At 66.8% G+C, this 16,923-nt stretch carries 13 protein-coding genes; 7 read left to right on the top strand and 6 right to left on the bottom strand.

Features of this window, described 5'->3' with window-relative positions:
• Positions 1–124: 124 nt before the first annotated feature.
• From SLQ33_RS14345 to SLQ33_RS14320, 6 genes are all read left to right on the top strand, one after another.
• Positions 125–1,378, top strand: coding sequence for a cytochrome P450 (locus tag SLQ33_RS14345; protein ID WP_319454531.1), 1,254 nt, complete (start codon positions 125–127; stop codon positions 1,376–1,378).
• On the top strand, positions 1,360–2,433 hold the full coding sequence (locus tag SLQ33_RS14340) for a dihydrodipicolinate reductase (protein ID WP_319454530.1): 1,074 nt from the start codon (positions 1,360–1,362) through the stop codon (positions 2,431–2,433). Before SLQ33_RS14345 ends, SLQ33_RS14340 begins: the two co-directional genes overlap by 19 nt.
• The gene (locus SLQ33_RS14335) at positions 2,418–3,536 is read left to right on the top strand and encodes an ABC transporter substrate-binding protein (protein WP_319454529.1); all 1,119 of its coding nucleotides are present in this window, start codon (positions 2,418–2,420) and stop codon (positions 3,534–3,536) included. The genes SLQ33_RS14340 and SLQ33_RS14335 overlap by 16 nt, the downstream gene beginning before the upstream one ends.
• Positions 3,533–4,606: a dihydrodipicolinate synthase gene (locus tag SLQ33_RS14330; protein ID WP_319454528.1), complete on the top strand. Its 1,074-nt coding sequence runs from the start codon at positions 3,533–3,535 to the stop codon at positions 4,604–4,606. The genes SLQ33_RS14335 and SLQ33_RS14330 overlap by 4 nt, the downstream gene beginning before the upstream one ends.
• Positions 4,573–5,385 carry an SDR family oxidoreductase gene (locus tag SLQ33_RS14325; RefSeq protein WP_319454527.1) on the top strand — a complete coding sequence of 271 codons (813 nt, stop codon included), beginning with the start codon at positions 4,573–4,575 and terminating at the stop codon, positions 5,383–5,385. Before SLQ33_RS14330 ends, SLQ33_RS14325 begins: the two co-directional genes overlap by 34 nt.
• A gap of 72 nt (positions 5,386–5,457) precedes the next feature.
• On the top strand, positions 5,458–6,015 hold the full coding sequence (locus SLQ33_RS14320) for a hypothetical protein (RefSeq protein ID WP_319454526.1): 558 nt from the start codon (positions 5,458–5,460) through the stop codon (positions 6,013–6,015).
• Between the two features lie 54 nt (positions 6,016–6,069).
• Here the strand turns inward: SLQ33_RS14320 and SLQ33_RS14315 are convergent, their stop codons facing one another.
• A complete protein-coding gene (locus SLQ33_RS14315; RefSeq protein WP_319454525.1) occupies positions 6,070–7,305 on the bottom strand; it encodes a hypothetical protein in 1,236 nt (411 codons plus the stop codon).
• Positions 7,306–7,762: 457 nt separating this feature from the next.
• Positions 7,763–9,223 carry a hypothetical protein gene (locus SLQ33_RS14310; protein WP_319454524.1) on the bottom strand — a complete coding sequence of 487 codons (1,461 nt, stop codon included), beginning with the start codon at positions 9,221–9,223 and terminating at the stop codon, positions 7,763–7,765.
• A gap of 820 nt (positions 9,224–10,043) precedes the next feature.
• Between SLQ33_RS14310 and SLQ33_RS14305 the strand changes: the two genes are divergently transcribed.
• Positions 10,044–12,161, top strand: coding sequence for an alkaline phosphatase family protein (locus SLQ33_RS14305; protein WP_319454523.1), 2,118 nt, complete (start codon positions 10,044–10,046; stop codon positions 12,159–12,161).
• Here SLQ33_RS14305 and SLQ33_RS14300 read toward each other — a convergent pair whose 3' ends face one another.
• From SLQ33_RS14300 to SLQ33_RS14285, 4 genes are read right to left on the bottom strand one after another with little or no spacing between them, the layout of a single operon-like run.
• Complete coding sequence (locus SLQ33_RS14300; protein ID WP_319454522.1) at positions 12,162–13,385, bottom strand: lipase family protein; 1,224 nt, start codon at positions 13,383–13,385, stop codon at positions 12,162–12,164. It lies immediately after the preceding gene.
• A gap of 8 nt (positions 13,386–13,393) precedes the next feature.
• Positions 13,394–14,350: an SIS domain-containing protein gene (locus SLQ33_RS14295; protein WP_319454521.1), complete on the bottom strand. Its 957-nt coding sequence runs from the start codon at positions 14,348–14,350 to the stop codon at positions 13,394–13,396.
• Positions 14,347–15,531, bottom strand: a complete 1,185-nt coding sequence (locus SLQ33_RS14290) for a glucosamine kinase (RefSeq protein WP_319454520.1) — start codon at positions 15,529–15,531, stop codon at positions 14,347–14,349. The genes SLQ33_RS14295 and SLQ33_RS14290 overlap by 4 nt, the downstream gene beginning before the upstream one ends.
• Entirely contained in the window at positions 15,524–16,846 is a 1,323-nt protein-coding gene (locus tag SLQ33_RS14285; RefSeq protein WP_319454519.1) for a glycosyltransferase, read from the bottom strand. Before SLQ33_RS14285 ends, SLQ33_RS14290 begins: the two co-directional genes overlap by 8 nt.
• Positions 16,847–16,923: the final 77 nt, after the last annotated feature.

Raw genomic sequence — 16,923 nt, 5'->3', positions numbered from 1 at the left:
GGTCCCAAGAAACCTCTAGAGGTATCCCTGTACTAGGCCCTCGCCACGAGGTAGCTTGGCCCAAACCGCAATTGTCCGATGTTCGCGGTTGACGTCACTGTGCGAACGCGTGCCGGGAGGTGCCATGAAGGCCGAGGGCGTCGGCGCGAACGGAGCAGATCCCCAGCGGGCGGACGCCCCGGTGTCGAAATTCGACTTCGTCAACGGTCAACCCGAGGCCCTGTCATCGGCCGATCCACAACCGCGCAACCATGTGCTGGCATTGAAGGAATCGATCGGACTTGGCGGCGCCGTGATGGTCGGCTCGCGAAAACTTGTGAGCGAGACCCTCACCAACGCCGACGTCTTCTCGTCGGCCGACCTCGTCGAGCAGGGCAACACCCGCCCGTTGATTCCGCTGGGGATCGACCCGCCGGACCACGCGCGCTTTCGCCGACTGCTCGACCCGCTGTTCTCCGTGCGTCGTATGCAAGCGCAGGAAGACGACATTGTCGAGCGCGTGAATCACTTCATCGACGTCTTCATCGATCGTGGGTCGTGTGACTTCACCGACGAGTTCGCCGAACTGTTCCCCGCGTCGGTATTCCTCGGCCTGATGGGGTTGCCGTGGGACGAGCTCGACACGTTGGTGCGATTGCGCGACGGGTTGCTCCATCCCGGGACGGCCGAGATGTCGCCCGAGGAACGCACCGCAATTCAGCGGGACACCGCGCAAGAGGTCTACGGGTACTTCGACGCAATACTCGACGACCGGGCGGCCGCCCCCCGTGACGACCGGGCGGCCGCCCCCCGTGACGACGTGTTGTCCGAGCTCATCACGCCCCGTGACGATGTCGGCCCCTTGTCCCGCGACGATGCGCTGTCCATCTGCTTCGTGTTGTTGACGGCCGGGCTGGATACGGTTACCGACTCGCTGACCTGTTTCTGGGCGCATCTGGCCCGCCACCCCGAAGACCAGCGCCGGCTGGTCGCCGATCCCGAACTCATCCCTCACGCCGTCGAGGAACTGCTCCGATGGGAGACGCCGGTGCCGTTCGTCGTCCGCTGGGCCCGCGAGGAGCGCCAGCTGGGCGAACACGTCGTCGGCGCGGGTCACCACGTCCTGGTGAACCTCAGTTCGGCCAACCTCGACCCCGCCAACTTCTCCGAGCCGATGAACGTCGATCTGGATCGCCGCGGCAATCCCCACTTGGCGTTCGGCGGTGGGCCGCACCGGTGCCTGGGCTCCCATCTGGCGCGCCGTGAACTGCGTATTGCGTTGCGGGAGTGGCATCGACGCATCCCCGAATACGCCCTTGCCCCTGGCTACGAAGTCCGTTTCCGGCCACCATTGAGGTTCGTGCCCGATCTGCAACTGACGTGGCCGACGAAGGCATGACCGCGATCCGCGTCGCGCAATGGGCCACCGGCGCCACCGGCCGACTGGCGCTGGGCGCGGTCATCGACGCGCCCGCGCTCGAACTCGTCGGGGTGCGGGTGTACGACCCCGACAAGGTCGGCCGCGACGCAGGTGCGCTGGCGGACCGTGCACCGACGGGAGTGTGCGCCACCGACGTCCTCGATGTCTTGCTGAGCGCGTCGCCTGACGTCGTGCTGTACATGGGGGCAGTCGAACGATCGCCCGACAGCTGCTTTGCCGACGTCGCCCAGCTCCTGTGCGCCGGGGTGAACGTGGTCGCCACCGGTAGTTCGTTCATCGACGTCCATGCATTCGACCCCACCCGCCATGCGGCCCTCGCAGTGGCGTGCAACGAGGGCGCGAGCACCTTCCTCGGACTTGGCCTGTTTCCCGGCTTTTGGGGCGAGGCGGTGGCACCCGTGCTCGCGCGACTGTCCGCGCACTGTGGCCGCATCACGGTGCGAGAGGCACTGTCGTATGCGGGCTACCCGAGCCGGCAGATGCTCGTCGACGTGATGGGCTACGGCCAGGTACCCGAATCGACCGCGCCACTGCTGAGTGACCCCGAGCGCGCGAGGGGCGCGTTCGTGGGCACTGCCAGCGTGTTGGCGAAGGCGCTCGGGCTCGAGGTCCGCAACGTCGAAGCGTTCCGTGAAACCTCCTGCACGACAAACGATCTGCACGTCGCCGCGGGTCTGATACCAGCCGGAACCGTGGCCGCGATGAAACTTGGCGTGCGCGCCGATTGTGGGCCGACGACGATCGAGGTCGAGCACGTGACCTGGCTCGACGAGAGGGTCGCCCCCGAGTGGTCGACCTCGCAAGGCTACGAGATCGAGTTCGATGGTGCTCCAACACTGCGGTGCAATCTCGTCCTTGGCATCGCCGGGGAGGACCACACCGTGATGGGTTGTTTGGCCACCGCCATGCACGCCGTACACGCCATCCCCATCGTCACCGCGGCGCCCCCTGGCGTCATGGATCTGGCCGACATCGCGTCTTTCACAGGAGGTTGCACGTGGCCACCGAGGTAACTCCCGCCCGCATCGGGCTGCTCATCGACTATCTGGACGCCGACGGCGGCTTCGACGAAAACATCCTTCCGGCACTGCAACTCGTCGCCGACGACTATCTAGCCCGCGGAAAGCTGGAGCGCCCGGTCGAGTTCGTCGTCCGGGCGGTGCAGGGCCTGCCCAACGGGTCGTTCCGGCAGGTACGCGACGCGTTCTTCGAACTGGTCGAAGAGGATGCGTTGGTGATCTTCGGGCCGTGGGTCTCGGAGAACGGCGTCGCACTGCACCCGTACGTCGAAGAGCTCGCCGAGGTGCCGATCATCACCATGGGGGCCTCGGAAAGCATGCTCGGGGAGTGGGTGTTCGGGCTACCGGCCGGGTCGATGGAGGAGGAACCGATCATCATGGCGACGGTGGCCGCCCTCGACGGATGTCGCACCGTGGGAATCGCTTTCGAGGACGCCTTGATCGGGCGCGAATACCTGCGGACCACGCGGGTCGCGTGCGCGGACGCCGGGCTGACCATCACCGCCGAGGTGGCCATTCCACAGGTCGTAGCCGACAAGCGCGCGGCGATGGCACGCCTGGCCGCCGACAAACCGGACGCCATCCTGCACGTCGGATTCGGGCTCGGCATCGTCGGCATGAACGCGGCCCTGGAGAGCATCGGCTGGATGCCGCCGCGTTACACCACGACGGCGTTCGAGTTCGCGGCCACCGGGCAATGGTGGCGCGAACAACTCGCCGGATGGATCGGGCTGGACCAGTACGACGAGCGCAACCGGACGGGGCAGGACTTCCTGGATCGGTTTCAGGAACGCTACGGACATCGGCCCGAGTACTTCTTCCCGGTGTATTGCTACGACGTCGCGCGGCTGATGATGATCGCTCTGGCCACGGCGCGTCCGTTGACCGGACCGGGAGTAAAGGAGGCGTTGGAGAAGATCAAGATGCTCCCCGCCGCCGCTGGCGCCCCAGGAACACGTCTTCGGTTCGGCAAGTTCATCCGCCATGGCTGGGTCGGCAGCGAGTTCCTGGTGGCGCGTCGCGTGCTGCCCGACGCCAGTGCCTCGGTGATGCACGCGACCATCGAAGGCCTCATCGAGGCGCCGGATCCGGCGTGACGCTACGGGTCATTCAGTGGGCGACCGGACCGGTCGGCGCTGCCCAGCTGCGCGAGGTCATCGACAGCCCCGGCCTCGGGCTCGTCGGCGTCTTCGCCTACAGCCCGGACAAGATCGGCGTCGACGCAGGGACACTCGTGCATCGCGGCGCCACCGGGGTGACGGTCACCGGCGAGAAGTCCGAGATCCTCTCCATACCAGCTGATCTCGTGCTGCACGCCGCGAGCAAGGCGTACGGCGGCGACAACACCGACGACATCGTGGCGCTGCTGGAGTCCGGCAAGAGTGTCATCACCACCACCTCGTACAACCACCTTCCGACCTATGGCAGTGCGGCGCTGGCCCGGATCAGCCAGGCATGCCTTGATGCAGGGGTGCGCTTCCACGCCGCCGGGGAGCACCCCGGCTTCATCTTCGAACGCCTTGCGACCAGCATCACCGTGCTATCGCAGCGCATCGATCGGATCACCGTTCAGGAATTCGTGGACTGCTCGGGAGTTTCGCAGCGGCGCATGCTGGTGGATCTGATGGGAATGGGCAAGCGTCCTGAAGAGATCACCGTTGACTCGCCGATGTTCCGGGCAGTGTCGATTCAGTACGAACAGGCGTTGGAGGCCGCCGCCGACGTACTTGGGTTGCACATCGACAGCATCGAACCAACCATCGAAACCGCCACACACACCGCCGACGTGACCGTAGCGTGCGCGACACTTCCCACGGGAACCGTTGTCGGTCAACGCTTGACGTGGACGGCCTACCGTCGCGGCAGCGCCGTTCTCGTCGCCGAGGAGTTCTGGTCGACGTCTCGTGAGATCGCCCAGTGGCAAGTCCCCGACGGCGACGAATTCCTGGTGCGAGTGCTCGTCGACGGGAGTCCGTCGCTGCGGTTGGTGCTGACGATCGGCAATGAACCGCTCGCCGAGCTCGACTCGTCGGCTGGTCAACTCGCCGTCGCGATGACCGCCGTCAACGCGATTCCCGACGTGATGGCAGCGCCGCCGGGCGTGGTGATCGCCCCGGTGTTCGGAACCTACCGATGGCCGGGGTCTATCGACGAGGAGTGCGTGTGACTGAGCAAGGCGCCAAGGGGCTGTTCGAGCTCACCGGCCGGGTGGCGGTCGTGACCGGGTCAACCCGCGGAATAGGGCGCGCGATCCTGCAAGGCTATTCCCGGGCCGGCGCGTCAGTAGTGGTGTCCAGTCGCAAACAACAAAATTGCGACGAGGTGGCCGCCGAGATTCGTGCTACCGGTGGGAAGGCGGTGGGCATCGCCTGCCACGTCGGTGACTGGAATGCCATCCCTGGCTTCGTCGATGCCGTAGTCAACGAATACGGCAAGATCGACGTCTTGGTCAACAATGCCGGCATCAATCCGGCGGTCCAGGACCTCAACGACGTGTCACTGGAATTGTGGCGCAAGGTGTTCAGCGTCAACGTCGAGGGGGCGTTGCGCATGAGCCAATGTGTTGCGCCCGTCATGCGCGACCACCGGGGCGGAAGCATCATCAACATCGGCTCGATGGAGTCCTACTATCCCTCGAGCCCGGTGTCGGTGGTCTACAGCGCGTCAAAGGCCGCGCTGCGCAATCTGACCGTGTCGATGGCCAACCTGTGGGCATCGTGGGGGGTGCGGGTCAACATTCTCTGTCCGGGACCGTTCGCCACCGAGCTGCTCATCACTGCCGAGCGCTTCCAGCCTGGCGCGCTGTCGCTGCTGGCTGACATGAACCCGCAGAAGCGCATCGCCGAGCTCTCCGAAATCGTTGGCCCTGCTTTGTATCTCGCCAGTGACGCGTCGTCATTCGTCACCGGTGACGACATCGCCGTGTGCGGCGGCATGCGCAAGTAGCCGCGGCCTGGTCGCGGCAACCAGTACGGAAACCAACCGGGTAGCCAAACCGACGGTTACCATCGGCTCACCATGTCGCACAGTGCGGAACCGGACGAGGATGAGCCGTTTCGGTCGAGCGCGCACGCGCGGCCAGATTCAGATGACGCACCGGCCCCTCCCAAACCGCGGACCGTGTCGCGTTGGGCCACCGTCGCACCCGCGCTGATCGCGGTCGTCGCACTGGGGGTTGCCATTTGGGCTCTGCTGCGTCCGCCGTCCGATACCCCGCCGCCGCCAAGCTCGCAGCAGGTCGCCGACGCCAAGGGGCGTGCGTGCGCCGCCTACAACACGGTGCGCACCGCGGTGGCGCGGCAAACTCAGGCCGACCTCGGCACCGATCCGATTGCGTCGCAGGCGGTCGCGGCCAACGCGCGCTTGGCCATGGCCGTCGGCAGCCAGCATCTCGTCGACAATCTCAGTCCTGCGGTGCCACCCGAATTAGCTGAGTTGTTGCGCTCACTCGCGACGGATCTGCAAGACCTCACGATCAACGCACTGGCCGGAACCGCAGAGGACGAAGCCAGTCAGGTCGCGCGGCTTCAGGGCCTCGAGGCGAACAGCGCGAAGATCGTTGAGCTATGCAAGTGACGTAATCGGGCACTCTGCGGCCCCAGGGACGGCACGTTGCTGGCTAGGTCGGGCCTATCCGTTGTCGTTTCCAGATTCCGTGCCGCCATCAGTGCCCGGATCGGCACCGGGTCCACCGGTGGCTGGCTTCGTGCCGTTGTAGGCGTCGATCACGTCGGTCACCGGCTTCAACTGCTTCCACGGGTCGAACGGGTCGCGTCCCGTCCCGCCAGTCGTCCCGGTGGTTGGTGTCTTGGCGAGGGGAGCCCCGTTGACGCCAGGTATCACGATGATCGGCTTCGTTTCGTTGATGCGGGACGTCGGGGTCTCGGCAACAGGGTCCGACACTTCTGCAGCGCTGCTGACAGCCGGCGCGCTGAAGGCCGCCGGAGCCGGAAGCCCACCATTGGGCTGGACGACCCCGGGCGGCGGGGGACTGCTTGGAGCGAAGGGGGTGTTGGCGGCCGTCATGTCGGGCGCCATGGAGAAGGAGATGCTGGGGGGAACGATGCCGGTACTGATGGCGGGTAGCACGTTGAAGTCGAAGGTCGCCGAACCAATTTGAGTGGTGGTGTGCAGGCCGCCGATCCGATAATCGGCGATGGGGCCGGCGCCAAAGTCCTGGTACGTGACGAAGCCCGTGGTACCCGTGTTGGTGATGACTCCGGGTATTCCGGCTGACCACCGGCCGATGTCAACGGCGCTGAAATTGTCTGGCTGACCACTGGGCAGGACGGTGCCGCTCGGGGCCTGGGTCAAACCGATGGCCTTGAGCACGTTGAGGTTGAAGAAGGCCGGGCCGAGCTGATTGGCGGTCTGCAGGACGCCGGCGTGGGTACCGACGAAGGGGTCGTACGCGGTGGCGTTGTCGGTGAAGCCCAGTGCACCGGTGCTGCTGGCCAACCCTGCGATCCCTGTCACCCACTGGTCCATGTTGGTGTAGTTGGCCGTGGCGGCGTTGCTGCCGGGCGGCGCCTGGTTGGCACTGAAAGCTCGGATGGAATCGAGGCCGAAAGACAGCGGACCGAGTTGGTTGACCGCTTGAAGGGTGCCAGATGTTGCAGCCGTGGCACCGTCGGTGAAGGCCGACCAGACGGCGGCGCCGCTACTGCTGGTTGGTGTTCCTGACCCGGCTGTCCACGGGTAGATCTGGCTGAAGTCCAAGGGGAACGGCTGGGCTGCCGGATGGAACTCACGCACGGTGGGGGGTACGGAGGTAGCGGTCAGCGAATCATACTGGGTAGCCAGCAATACTGCTGCGCCGACGGCTGCAATGCCAGGACCGATGGAAAGGTATCTGGCCCTGAACATGAATCTCCTCCGGTTGCACCAGTAAAATAACGGTTCCGCGGTGACAATCTAACCTGATTTCGGTCGACATGTGAAACATGTCAGCTACTTACGTAAGCGTCAAATTATTGTTTGCTACAGCTACCGTCGTTCTCGCGGCGCGGGGGAGTGTCAATACTGTCGAGGACCGGCCTCATCCGCCGAACGGGCGGACCCGTTCGGAATCGACGTGAGTAGCCCCGCTCCATCCGCCGCTATCCGCCCTCATGACGTCGAAGGTGTTCGCTCGCACCAAGATTGCTGCATCTAACGACGAGTTTCGCCTCATCGCGGGAAGCTTCCGTCACGTTCGCGGTGCAGCACTCAAAAGTGGTTGGAGCACAGTACTTTCACGCTGGCTCCGCGAAGCCCGGCGCTCACCGGCGACGATCGAGCCGCACCCTGCCCTAAGGCAGGATGCGGCTCGATCAAATCTCGATCAGGCGCTGGGCGCGCCGCCGCCGCCAGCACCACCGGCGCCGCCGGCTCCGCCCTCGGAGCCGTTGTGGTTGTTGCCGGGGTTGGTGCCGGTGTTGGCGCCGGAGCCGGGGGTTTGGCCGCTGCTGCCGGGGCCGCCGTCGCCGCCCCCGCCGCCTGTGCCGCCGTTGCCGCCGGTGCCACCGGCACCGGTCGAGCCGCCGGTGCCGCCGGTGCCACCCGTGGCACCGTGGCCGCCTGCTCCGTTGTCGCCGATACCGCCCTGGCCGCCAGTACCGCCGGTGCCGCCCCCGCCGCCGGTGGAGCCCGCACCGGTGCCGCCCTCGCCGCCGGTGCCGCCCCCACCGCCGAGGCCGCCTGCGCCGCCATCGGTGCCGCCGGTGCCGCCTTCGCCGCCGCCGCCGCCCTGACCGCCGGTCGAGCCGTCGCCGCCGGCGCTGACGTCTTGGCCGCCTAGGCCGCCCTTGCCGCCCTCGCCGCCGGCGCCGCCGGTCGTGGTGCCGGTGCCGCCCTTGCCGCCCTCGCCGCCGGTGCCGCCGATGAAGCCGGTGTCGCCGGTGCCGCCCTGGCCGCCGGTGCCGCCGGTGCCGCCGACCGTGCCTGCGCCGCCGTCGCCGCCCACGGCGCCGATGCCGCCGACGCTGTTATCGCCTTCGATGCCCTGGCCGCCGTTGCCACCGGTGCCGCCGTTACCGGTTACGCCGTCGGCCCCGAGGAACCCGCCGGCGCCGCCAGCCCCGGCGTCTCCGCCGTCGCCGCCGATGCCACCCGGGTCCGTTCCGCCGTTGGTGAACCCGTCGCCGCCCGTCCCGCCTTGGCCGCCGACGCCGCCGGTGCCGCCGAAGAACCCGCCGGTCCCGCCGACGCCGCCCTGTCCGCCGTCGGTTCCCTTGTCGCCACCGCCTGCACCGTTGGTGCCCGTTCCGCCTTGGCCGCCGGCGCCGCCGGTGCCACCGAACAACCCGCCGGCCCCGCCGGCGCCGCCGGTGCTACCCGCTAGGCCTTGCCCGCCGGCGCCGCCGGTGCCGAGGAACAACCCGCCGGCTCCGCCGTGGCCGCCGTTGAGGCCCGCACCGCCCGTGCCGAACAGGAGTCCGGCGTTGCCGCCGTTGCACGCAGCGCCTTCACAACCCGCCTGCGCGTCGACGCCGTTGCCGATCAGCCACCCACCGTTGCCGATGGGATTGAAGATGTTGAACCCGCCGGCGTCGCCGATCGCGGAGACCAACGCGTTGGGGGTGATGCTGGGTCCGAACAGGCTGCTGCTGGTGGTGCTGCCGCCGTCGGTCAACCACCAAGGTGTCGTTGTTGTCAATGGGGATAGTGGCGGGGGCGCCAACATCGAGCCGGTGGACGCCAGCTGCACCGCGGGACTGGCTTCGATCGGCGTGGACGCTCCTGGCGGACTGGCCAGCAGCAGACCGACGCCAACAAATGCGGCTCCGCCTACTCCGGTGGTCACGTACTGGCGAGCCGACATTCTCGGAGTGCGCCCATTCTTGCGGTGTTTGGACATCTGCAGCCCTTCAAGTAGCCAAGCCTGGCCCGCCGCCGGCGGGTCTTGCTGAAATCTGAATGAAACCCGACCGATATAATTTAGAGTTTGCTGTCGGATTGGTCAACGTTTTCCGTGAATCGGCTCAGCAAATCTCGGGAACATCGGGTCGATGAAGGTTGAACAGGGAACGACCATCATACAAAAGGGCATATGGATGAAGTGAGCCGCCTGCTCGGCGGTCAAAGGTGCCGACGATAGCCGTACAGCTATGCCACGCGACGGCCATGAAAGTAATGCTGTGGGTGTTGCAGAAATTGCAGTAAATTGACGAATGTGTACATAATAAATTGACGAATATGTAATTCGTACCAACTCCATTCTTCGGTTGCTGCTCGCGGCCCGACGCACTGCGCGTAGCGGCGTCATGGCCTGTCTCAAAGATTTGACTAGCCGTGCCATCAAGGGGGTGAACTTTGCCTTGCGACAGGCGAAAAGCGTTGCAACTCATGGCCGGTTGCTACCACTGCCGATGATCGACCTTGGGGCACAATGATTTTCACGCAACATAGGCGGAACGGTCAGTGGCGATGGCCGTACCTGCCGCTCGGCGTGAAGACCCAATTGGTCGATTCCTCCCGTAGACGACGTAAAGGCGCGTAATTTTCGGCCCAGCAGATTCACAGGAAGTTGTAAGAGGGCGATGCGACGTCAACGGCGACAGGCGATGGCTCCTGCTGTTGAACTCCGCCGTCTGATTCGGTGCGGGTGAACGAGAGGAACCGTCATGGGATACGCCAAGCACATCGGTCGAGTCGGAGCATTGGCCGTCACGCTGGGAGTGGGCGTGGCCATCGCGACCTCACCGGGCATCGCGTACGCCGACGAGTCGGACTCGTCGCCACCACCGAGCGATTCCTCGTCGGCATCAGCGGGAGATTCTCCTTCGGCGAAGAAGCCATCGACGGCTACCGACACAGCGGAGAAGGAAGCGGCTGACGGCACCGCGTCGTCGGCGCCGGACCCGAAGTCGTCAGCGGGCTCGGTGGACGAATCCACGGTGGACGGCGACGACACCGTCGACGATGACACGGCTGACGGGCTTGAGGACGACGTACAGGACGAGGACGCCGCGCCCGTCGAGGACGACGCCGACACTTCACCCTCAGTTCAGGAATCGTCGAAGGGCAAGTCAGACCACGAGCAGGTAGCGAACCAGTCGAAGCGCGCGCCCGCCGCCGTTGCGGACGCCTCCGACGACGTCGACGCGACGGTCACCGCTGCTGCCGACGTCGAGCCTCAGTCGCAGACGTTCAGCCGTGCCGCGGTAGCCGACGACCCCGCGCCGCAGTCCTCGGCTGCGGTGTTCACGACGGTCGCGACGGCATTGCAGTCAGCGGTGCCGGCGCCGGCAGTGCCACAGCAGCCGAAGACTCTGGTCGGTGTCGTGACGGAGTTCGTGGCTGCGGTGCTGCAACCGCTGCTGGGCCAGGGCGACGGGTCGCCGATTCAGCTGCCGATTCTCACGGCGGCGCTGGCCTTGGTGCGCAACGAGTTCGAGCGGATCTTCGCCCCCCGCAAGACGAGTGTGGCGTCCCAACAAACCGTCACGCTGCTCGCGGACCCCTCGCCACAACCTTCGCTGCTCGTGGATCCCGCCCAGCAACACGTGCTGGTGATCGGCGTGGACGGCACGAACTTGAGCAGGATCCTCGCCGATCCCGAGAATGAGAACTTCCTCGAACTGATGGGCACCAGCACCACCGCCGCGTCGAGCATCGTCGGGCACACCACCATCTCCAACCCGTCGTGGACGGCCATCCTGACCGGCGTGTGGGGCGAGCGGACCGGGGTGATCAACAACGTCTTCACCCCGTGGACGTACGACAGGTTCCCGACGGTGTTCAACCAACTCGAAGCGCTCCCTTCGGATGTCGACACCACGGCCATCGGTGACTGGGACGTCATCAACGCCATCGCAGGCGCCGGCTCGGACGGTGCCGACGTAAACCTCTACGTGGCGCAGCTCGAGGGCGACACGAACTGGCTTGCCACCGATGACAGGGTCGCCGACTTGACCATCGATGCGATCGAGGGCGCCGACGCGGGCCCGAATTTCCTCTTCTCCTACTTCGTCGGCGTCGACGAGAACGGGCACCTGTACGGCGGCGCATCGGAGGAGTACAAGCTGGCCATCGAGAACATGGACGACAACCTCGGCACGATCTTGGACACCGTGGCCCTGCGCGAGCTGAACACGGGCGAAGACTGGACCATCATCGTGGTCACCGACCATGGTCACCAGCCGCAGGTCGGATTCGGGCACGGCTTCCAATCACCGGACGAGACATCGACGTTCGTCATCGCCGACGGTCCGGATTTCAAGGACGGCTACGTCAACCAGGCCTACGAGATCGTCGACACCACGCCAACGGTGGTCAGTCTCCTTGGCGGCATTCCGCTGGCCGGAGCCGACGGCGTCCCGCTGCAGTCGCTGGGTGACGGCTTCCTGCCGAGCAACCTGAAGGCTGCCCTCGAGGAGGAGATCGCGAAGAACAAGTCGCCCGACTTCGTCACCGACGTCGCCCTCACCCTGCGCACGATCTTCGCCACGGTGCCGTACTACGTGTACACGTTCGGCAACGACGCCGGCGCGGGGCTTCCGAGCTTCCTCGTCTTGCCAGTGCAGCTTCTCTTCGACGGCTTGTACATCGCGACGAACGTCCCCGCGCAGCTCGTCGCCTTCGCCACCGGCGTAAGCGGCGCCAGCATCTTCCCGCTGTTCCCGCCGGCGCCGCCCGACTTCCCGCCGGCCGAGCAGGCGACGCTGCCGGACTCCGTCGTGCTGGTCCTATGCGTGCCGAGTTCGAGCGGTGCGTTGTGCGGCGAACCGAGCGCTGCCTGACTACGGGCACTGGCTGATCGCCGGCTTCCCTGCGAATCTGTCTGCCATCCAATCGAATTGGTGAACGATGTCGATGTCGCCGTGGCCCTTGTCGGGCTGCAGCTCCCAGGCGACGATGCCGCCGAGTGCGCACTGCCGGGCGATGGCTTCGGTGGTCCACTGCGCGTCGATGAAAGTGTCCCTGCCGCCATAGGTCACCGACAGTGGTGCCGACAAGGCTTGTTGGGGCAGTGCCCATTTCGTGAGCACCCCGCGGAGTCGGTTGGCGGCGTCGGGGGTCCGCGGCTCGAACTCTTCCGGTTTGAGCCTCATCTTTTCGGTCCCCCGGTACGTGCTGGTGTTGGGGTTGCAGGACAACAGCGGAACCCAGTAGGTCGCCGCGGCCCCAGAGCGGAAGTCGCCTCGTTCGACGTCGGGGTGTAGTCGAGCGACCGCTTCGACGATGTTCAGAAACAACGGCATCTGGTCGACGCTCAGCGTGGCGCGTTGCGCCTTGTCCACCATTCCGGTGAGGTCGGCGGCTGGCGAATTAGCCACGGCGCCCACGAGTTCGAGCTCGGGCGCGTACGTCGTGGCTTGTTCGTCAGCGGCCCACGCCGCGGCACCGCCCTGCGAACCACCGAATGCCAGCCAGCGGGTGGAGGTGCCCGCAAATGCGCGTCGGAGTGCACGAACGGAGTCGATCACGTTCAGCCCGGCGGTCTTGGCGTCCATGTACGGATGTACGCCGTCCTCGCCGAGCCCTTCGTAGTCGGTCAGGGCAACGGCATAGCCGCCCTTGACGTAATTCATCACCGGATCGGCCAGCTCCCACAGGTCGTCCGTCACCGACGGTGCGCACTTCTTCTGGATGCCGGTCGTCCCGTGCGCCAGTGCGACGATCGGCCAGCCTCCGGGCGGCGGCTCGCCATTGGGAGTGAAAACCGAACCGGACACCTTCGTTTCGGCGCCGGTATCACCATTGGTGGACCGATAGACGACGCGCGCGGCGCGTAGCGGGGGATTGCCTGCGGCGTCGAGGAACTCCGGCATCGTCATGGCACTGATCAGGCTGCCGGGCCCGGCGCCGCTGAGGTCGGCACGCTCGATAGGCACCGGCTTGGGTTCGTCGTCCGTCTGCAGCCACGATCCTGTGGCGTTCAAGCCGGCCGGTGACGCAACGAAGGCGACGCCGAGCGTGACGATGACTGCGATACCGATCCACAGCGCGAGGCGTCGGTTCATTCTCACCTTCACTGCCACGCCCTGGCGGCGACGAGTTCGGGAATCAACACCTCGGTGAGTAGCCGGACGTCGTCGTCGGTGTCACCGGGGTAGCGCAGTTCGTGGCCCGCGCCCGGCACCTGCCCGCCGACGCCGACCACGGTGCTGTCGCGCGCCGTGGTCCACTCCGCCAGCTGTTGCTCCCACGCCGATCCGGCGAAGACGAGCAACCGGTAGTCGGTCGTCTTCGTGAGGTAGACGTCGACGTGGCTCCAGTCGCCGGTCTCACACCCGACTGCCGGCAGGCGTGGCCCCTCGCGCAGCATCAGCGCACCCTGCTGGGCCGAACAGAACCGATGCGCCGGGGCTGCCAGGTGGGTGCCGGACGGCCCCAGCAGTAGCTCGGAAATCGTTGGACACCAATCGGACTCGGTGGAGAGCAGGTGAGCGGTCGCATCGGCTGCCGCGGCGACCGAGTCCGCCAACGCGTCGGTACTCTCGCCGGTGAGGTGGCACTCCAACGCCATCAGCAGCGCCAACGTGTGTTGATAGCTCCGGCATGCGACGCCGCCCACTTCGAGTTCGGCCTGAAGGTCGACCATCGCGGCACTGCGCTCCGTGATCGCCGAGCCGGGAGTGTTCGTCAACGCGACCACCCGCGCTTCCGTCGGCAACCGACCCAACGCATCCAGCGTCTCGACCGAACCGCCACTGGCCGACGTCGCCACCACCAACGTGCCCGCACCCCACGCCGGGAGCAGTCGCGAGGACGCCAACTCCGAGGATGCGACGAGTCCACGCGCTCGCATGCGCGCCGCGGCGACACCTCCCGCGTAGGCCGACGAGCCCATCCCGAGCAGGACCACCCGCTCGACGTCGGGCGGCACGACCTCCGCCCAGGGGTTGCCCGACGCGAGCGTCGCGGATAGGCCGCGCAGCACCTCGGGCTTGCGGAGCAGGTCGGCGGCGAAGCCATCCGGTTTCACGATCGCGTTCCTTCGTCGAGAAGTGCTGGCAGCGCCGCGTCGGGCACGTACATCCAGCGGGGGAGATGCCGTGCAGCGTAGATGATCTCGCGCAGTACCTGTTGGGTCCGGAACGCGCGAAGCTGGCCGGGGTCGTACAGCCCCCCGTGGCCGAGGGACGCGAGGCGGTCCGTGTAGGCATGCTCGAACACCGAGCGGCCCGCCGCGTCGACGTCGGCGAGCGCGTCGGCGTCGAGGTCGGTGTACTTGCGGGCGACGATTGCGGCGTGGCTCAGCGACTGGGCCAGCCCCGCGACGTCCAGTGCCGCGGGAATCGGCAGCATCCGCTCCGGCGCGGTGAGCACCGGGTTGCCGTCGAAGTCGGTGACCACGAAGCGGCCGTCGCTACGCAGTATCTGCCCGACGTGCAGATCGCCGTGGCCCTCGATGATGGGCGTACCCGCAAGCGTACCGAGCCCGTCGAGCATGGCCTCGAGCTCGGTCCGCCGGCTCCGGGCGATCAGCACGCTCGGCGAGTCATCAAGGGCACACACTGTTTCCAGAGTCTCCACTGCGTTTGCCTGCCAGCGCGTCGCGTCCTGCTGTGTCGCCCGCGTCTCGGTGGAGGCCAGCGCGGCATGCAGGTCGGCGATCAGCACGCCAACGTCGGTGGCCGCAGCGGTGACTGGATCCAGCTCACACTTCAGTGCGCACGAGGTGATCACGTCGACGGCCCACGTCCACCCGTCGACGGCGCCGGGCAGGTACTCGTCGACGCTGGCCACCAACGTCTCGGCTCCGTCTCGCGGGCGCCACGTGACAAGTCCCCACGGGGTGGGCATGCCCGCGAACCCGCTGTCGCGCAACAGACCGATCCGCCGGGGTGCCGGGTGCGGACCGTCGGCCAGGCGGGTGGCCCACTTGACCACCGCCGCTTCGCCGACGATCACCGATTCGTTGGTCTGGTCGACGCCGACCCCGCGCTCGCCCGTCGCGATGCGTGGCACCCAGGATCGAACGGTGAAGTGCCCCAGCGTCGCCGGACCGTCGGCGAGCAGGCGCAGCAGCGCCTCGGCCACCCCGTCGCCCGGCTCGGCGCGCCGCTCGTGCACCGTGGGGACGACGGCCAGCCCGTCGGCGTCCGACTGGACGGCGAGCCGTCGCCCGTCGCCGAGGTCGAGCGCGTCGAGCGGCTCAGTCAACCGACGACCGGTACTGCGCGCCAACCCGCTCGATGGCGTCGGCGCCGACATGGAGGCCGTCGCGCCCGCGAATGGCCGCCCCGATATCGACGAGGCGGGCGCGCAGGTCGGTGTCGGCGAGCAGTCGTTCGACCGCGTCGGTCAGTTCGGCATCGGCGAAACCGTAGGTGTTCAACCTCACCCCGAACCCGAGTTCGTCGACGCGCTGGGCATTTTCGTACTGATCCCAGAACAGCGGGAGCACTATCAACGGCTTGCCGAAGTGCAGGGTCTCGGTCACGGTGTTGTTGCCCCCGTGCGAGATCACCAGGTCGACCTGTGGAATCACCTTGGTCTGGGGCAGCATCTGCTCGCCGACCATGTTGTCCGCCAACGTGATTCGATCCGCTTGCGGACCCTTGCTGACGATGACGCGGTGCCTAGTGGTGCCGAGCACGTCGACCAGGCGCTGCATGAGTTCCACGTCGGCACCGCCGAGTGAACCGAGCGACAGGTAGATGAGCGCGCTGTCGTCCGGCCGATCGACCACCGCGGCCGGTAGCGCGTACTCGTCGTCGGTCTTGCGGACGCTGGAGTCCATGCGCGTCCAGCTGTCGTCGAGCGGACGGACGTCGAGGTAGTCGGCCTCGGCCGGATAGACGTAGAGGTTGGCGGCGTTCGCTCGGGGCATGAACTCCAGTTCGGGCAACGCCGCCGCGCCCTGATCCTGCGCCCACGCGTCGAAGTCGGCCCACAGCTCCCGGTGGGTGCGGTCGAACTCCTTGCGGTACGCCTCCCACTCGCCGGGATCGGCGCTGGGCAGGCCGGAGAACGGTGGCGGAACGTTCGGGCCGCTGACCTCCAACGGGCTGCACGAAACGATCCGCACGAACGGGACGCCCGAGGTCACCAGCGCCGGGAAGATCACGACGTTGTCCTCGACGATGACGTCGGGGTGGTGCTTGGCGACGATCTCGCGCAGCCGCGGCTCGCTGTACTTCGCCCCGTCGATGAGCGCCTGATACGTCGGCTTGATGAACGACTCGAGTTGCTCGACCGTCGGCTTGCGAAACTCGGGCGCCGTCTCGGCGATGAAGTTGGTCCAGAACGCCCCCGCGTCCTCGTCGGTGGCGTCGGCGGCGGGCTCGGCGAGGTCGACGAGTTCCTCGATGAAGCCGAAGGGTGCCAGCTTGCCCGCCCACGAGCTCTCCGCGGCGAAGACGATGGTGTGGCCCCGGTCGCGCAGGATGTCCGCAAGGCCGATGCACTGGTTCGTCGGGCCGTATGCCGACTCCGGCCAGAACATGATGGTCAGGGGTGTCGGCGCGGTTGCCATCGATGCGTGCTCCTTCGGGGTCGGGCGGCGATCCTGATTCGGGGACCATACTGCCCGTCCTCGTTGATGACATGTCG

Source organism: Mycobacterium sp. RTGN6 (assembly GCF_033804605.1).
In the GTDB taxonomy this organism is placed as follows: domain Bacteria; phylum Actinomycetota; class Actinomycetes; order Mycobacteriales; family Mycobacteriaceae; genus Mycobacterium.
Note: the sequence above shows the minus strand (reverse complement) of the source record. Positions and strands in the feature narration are given on the sequence as shown.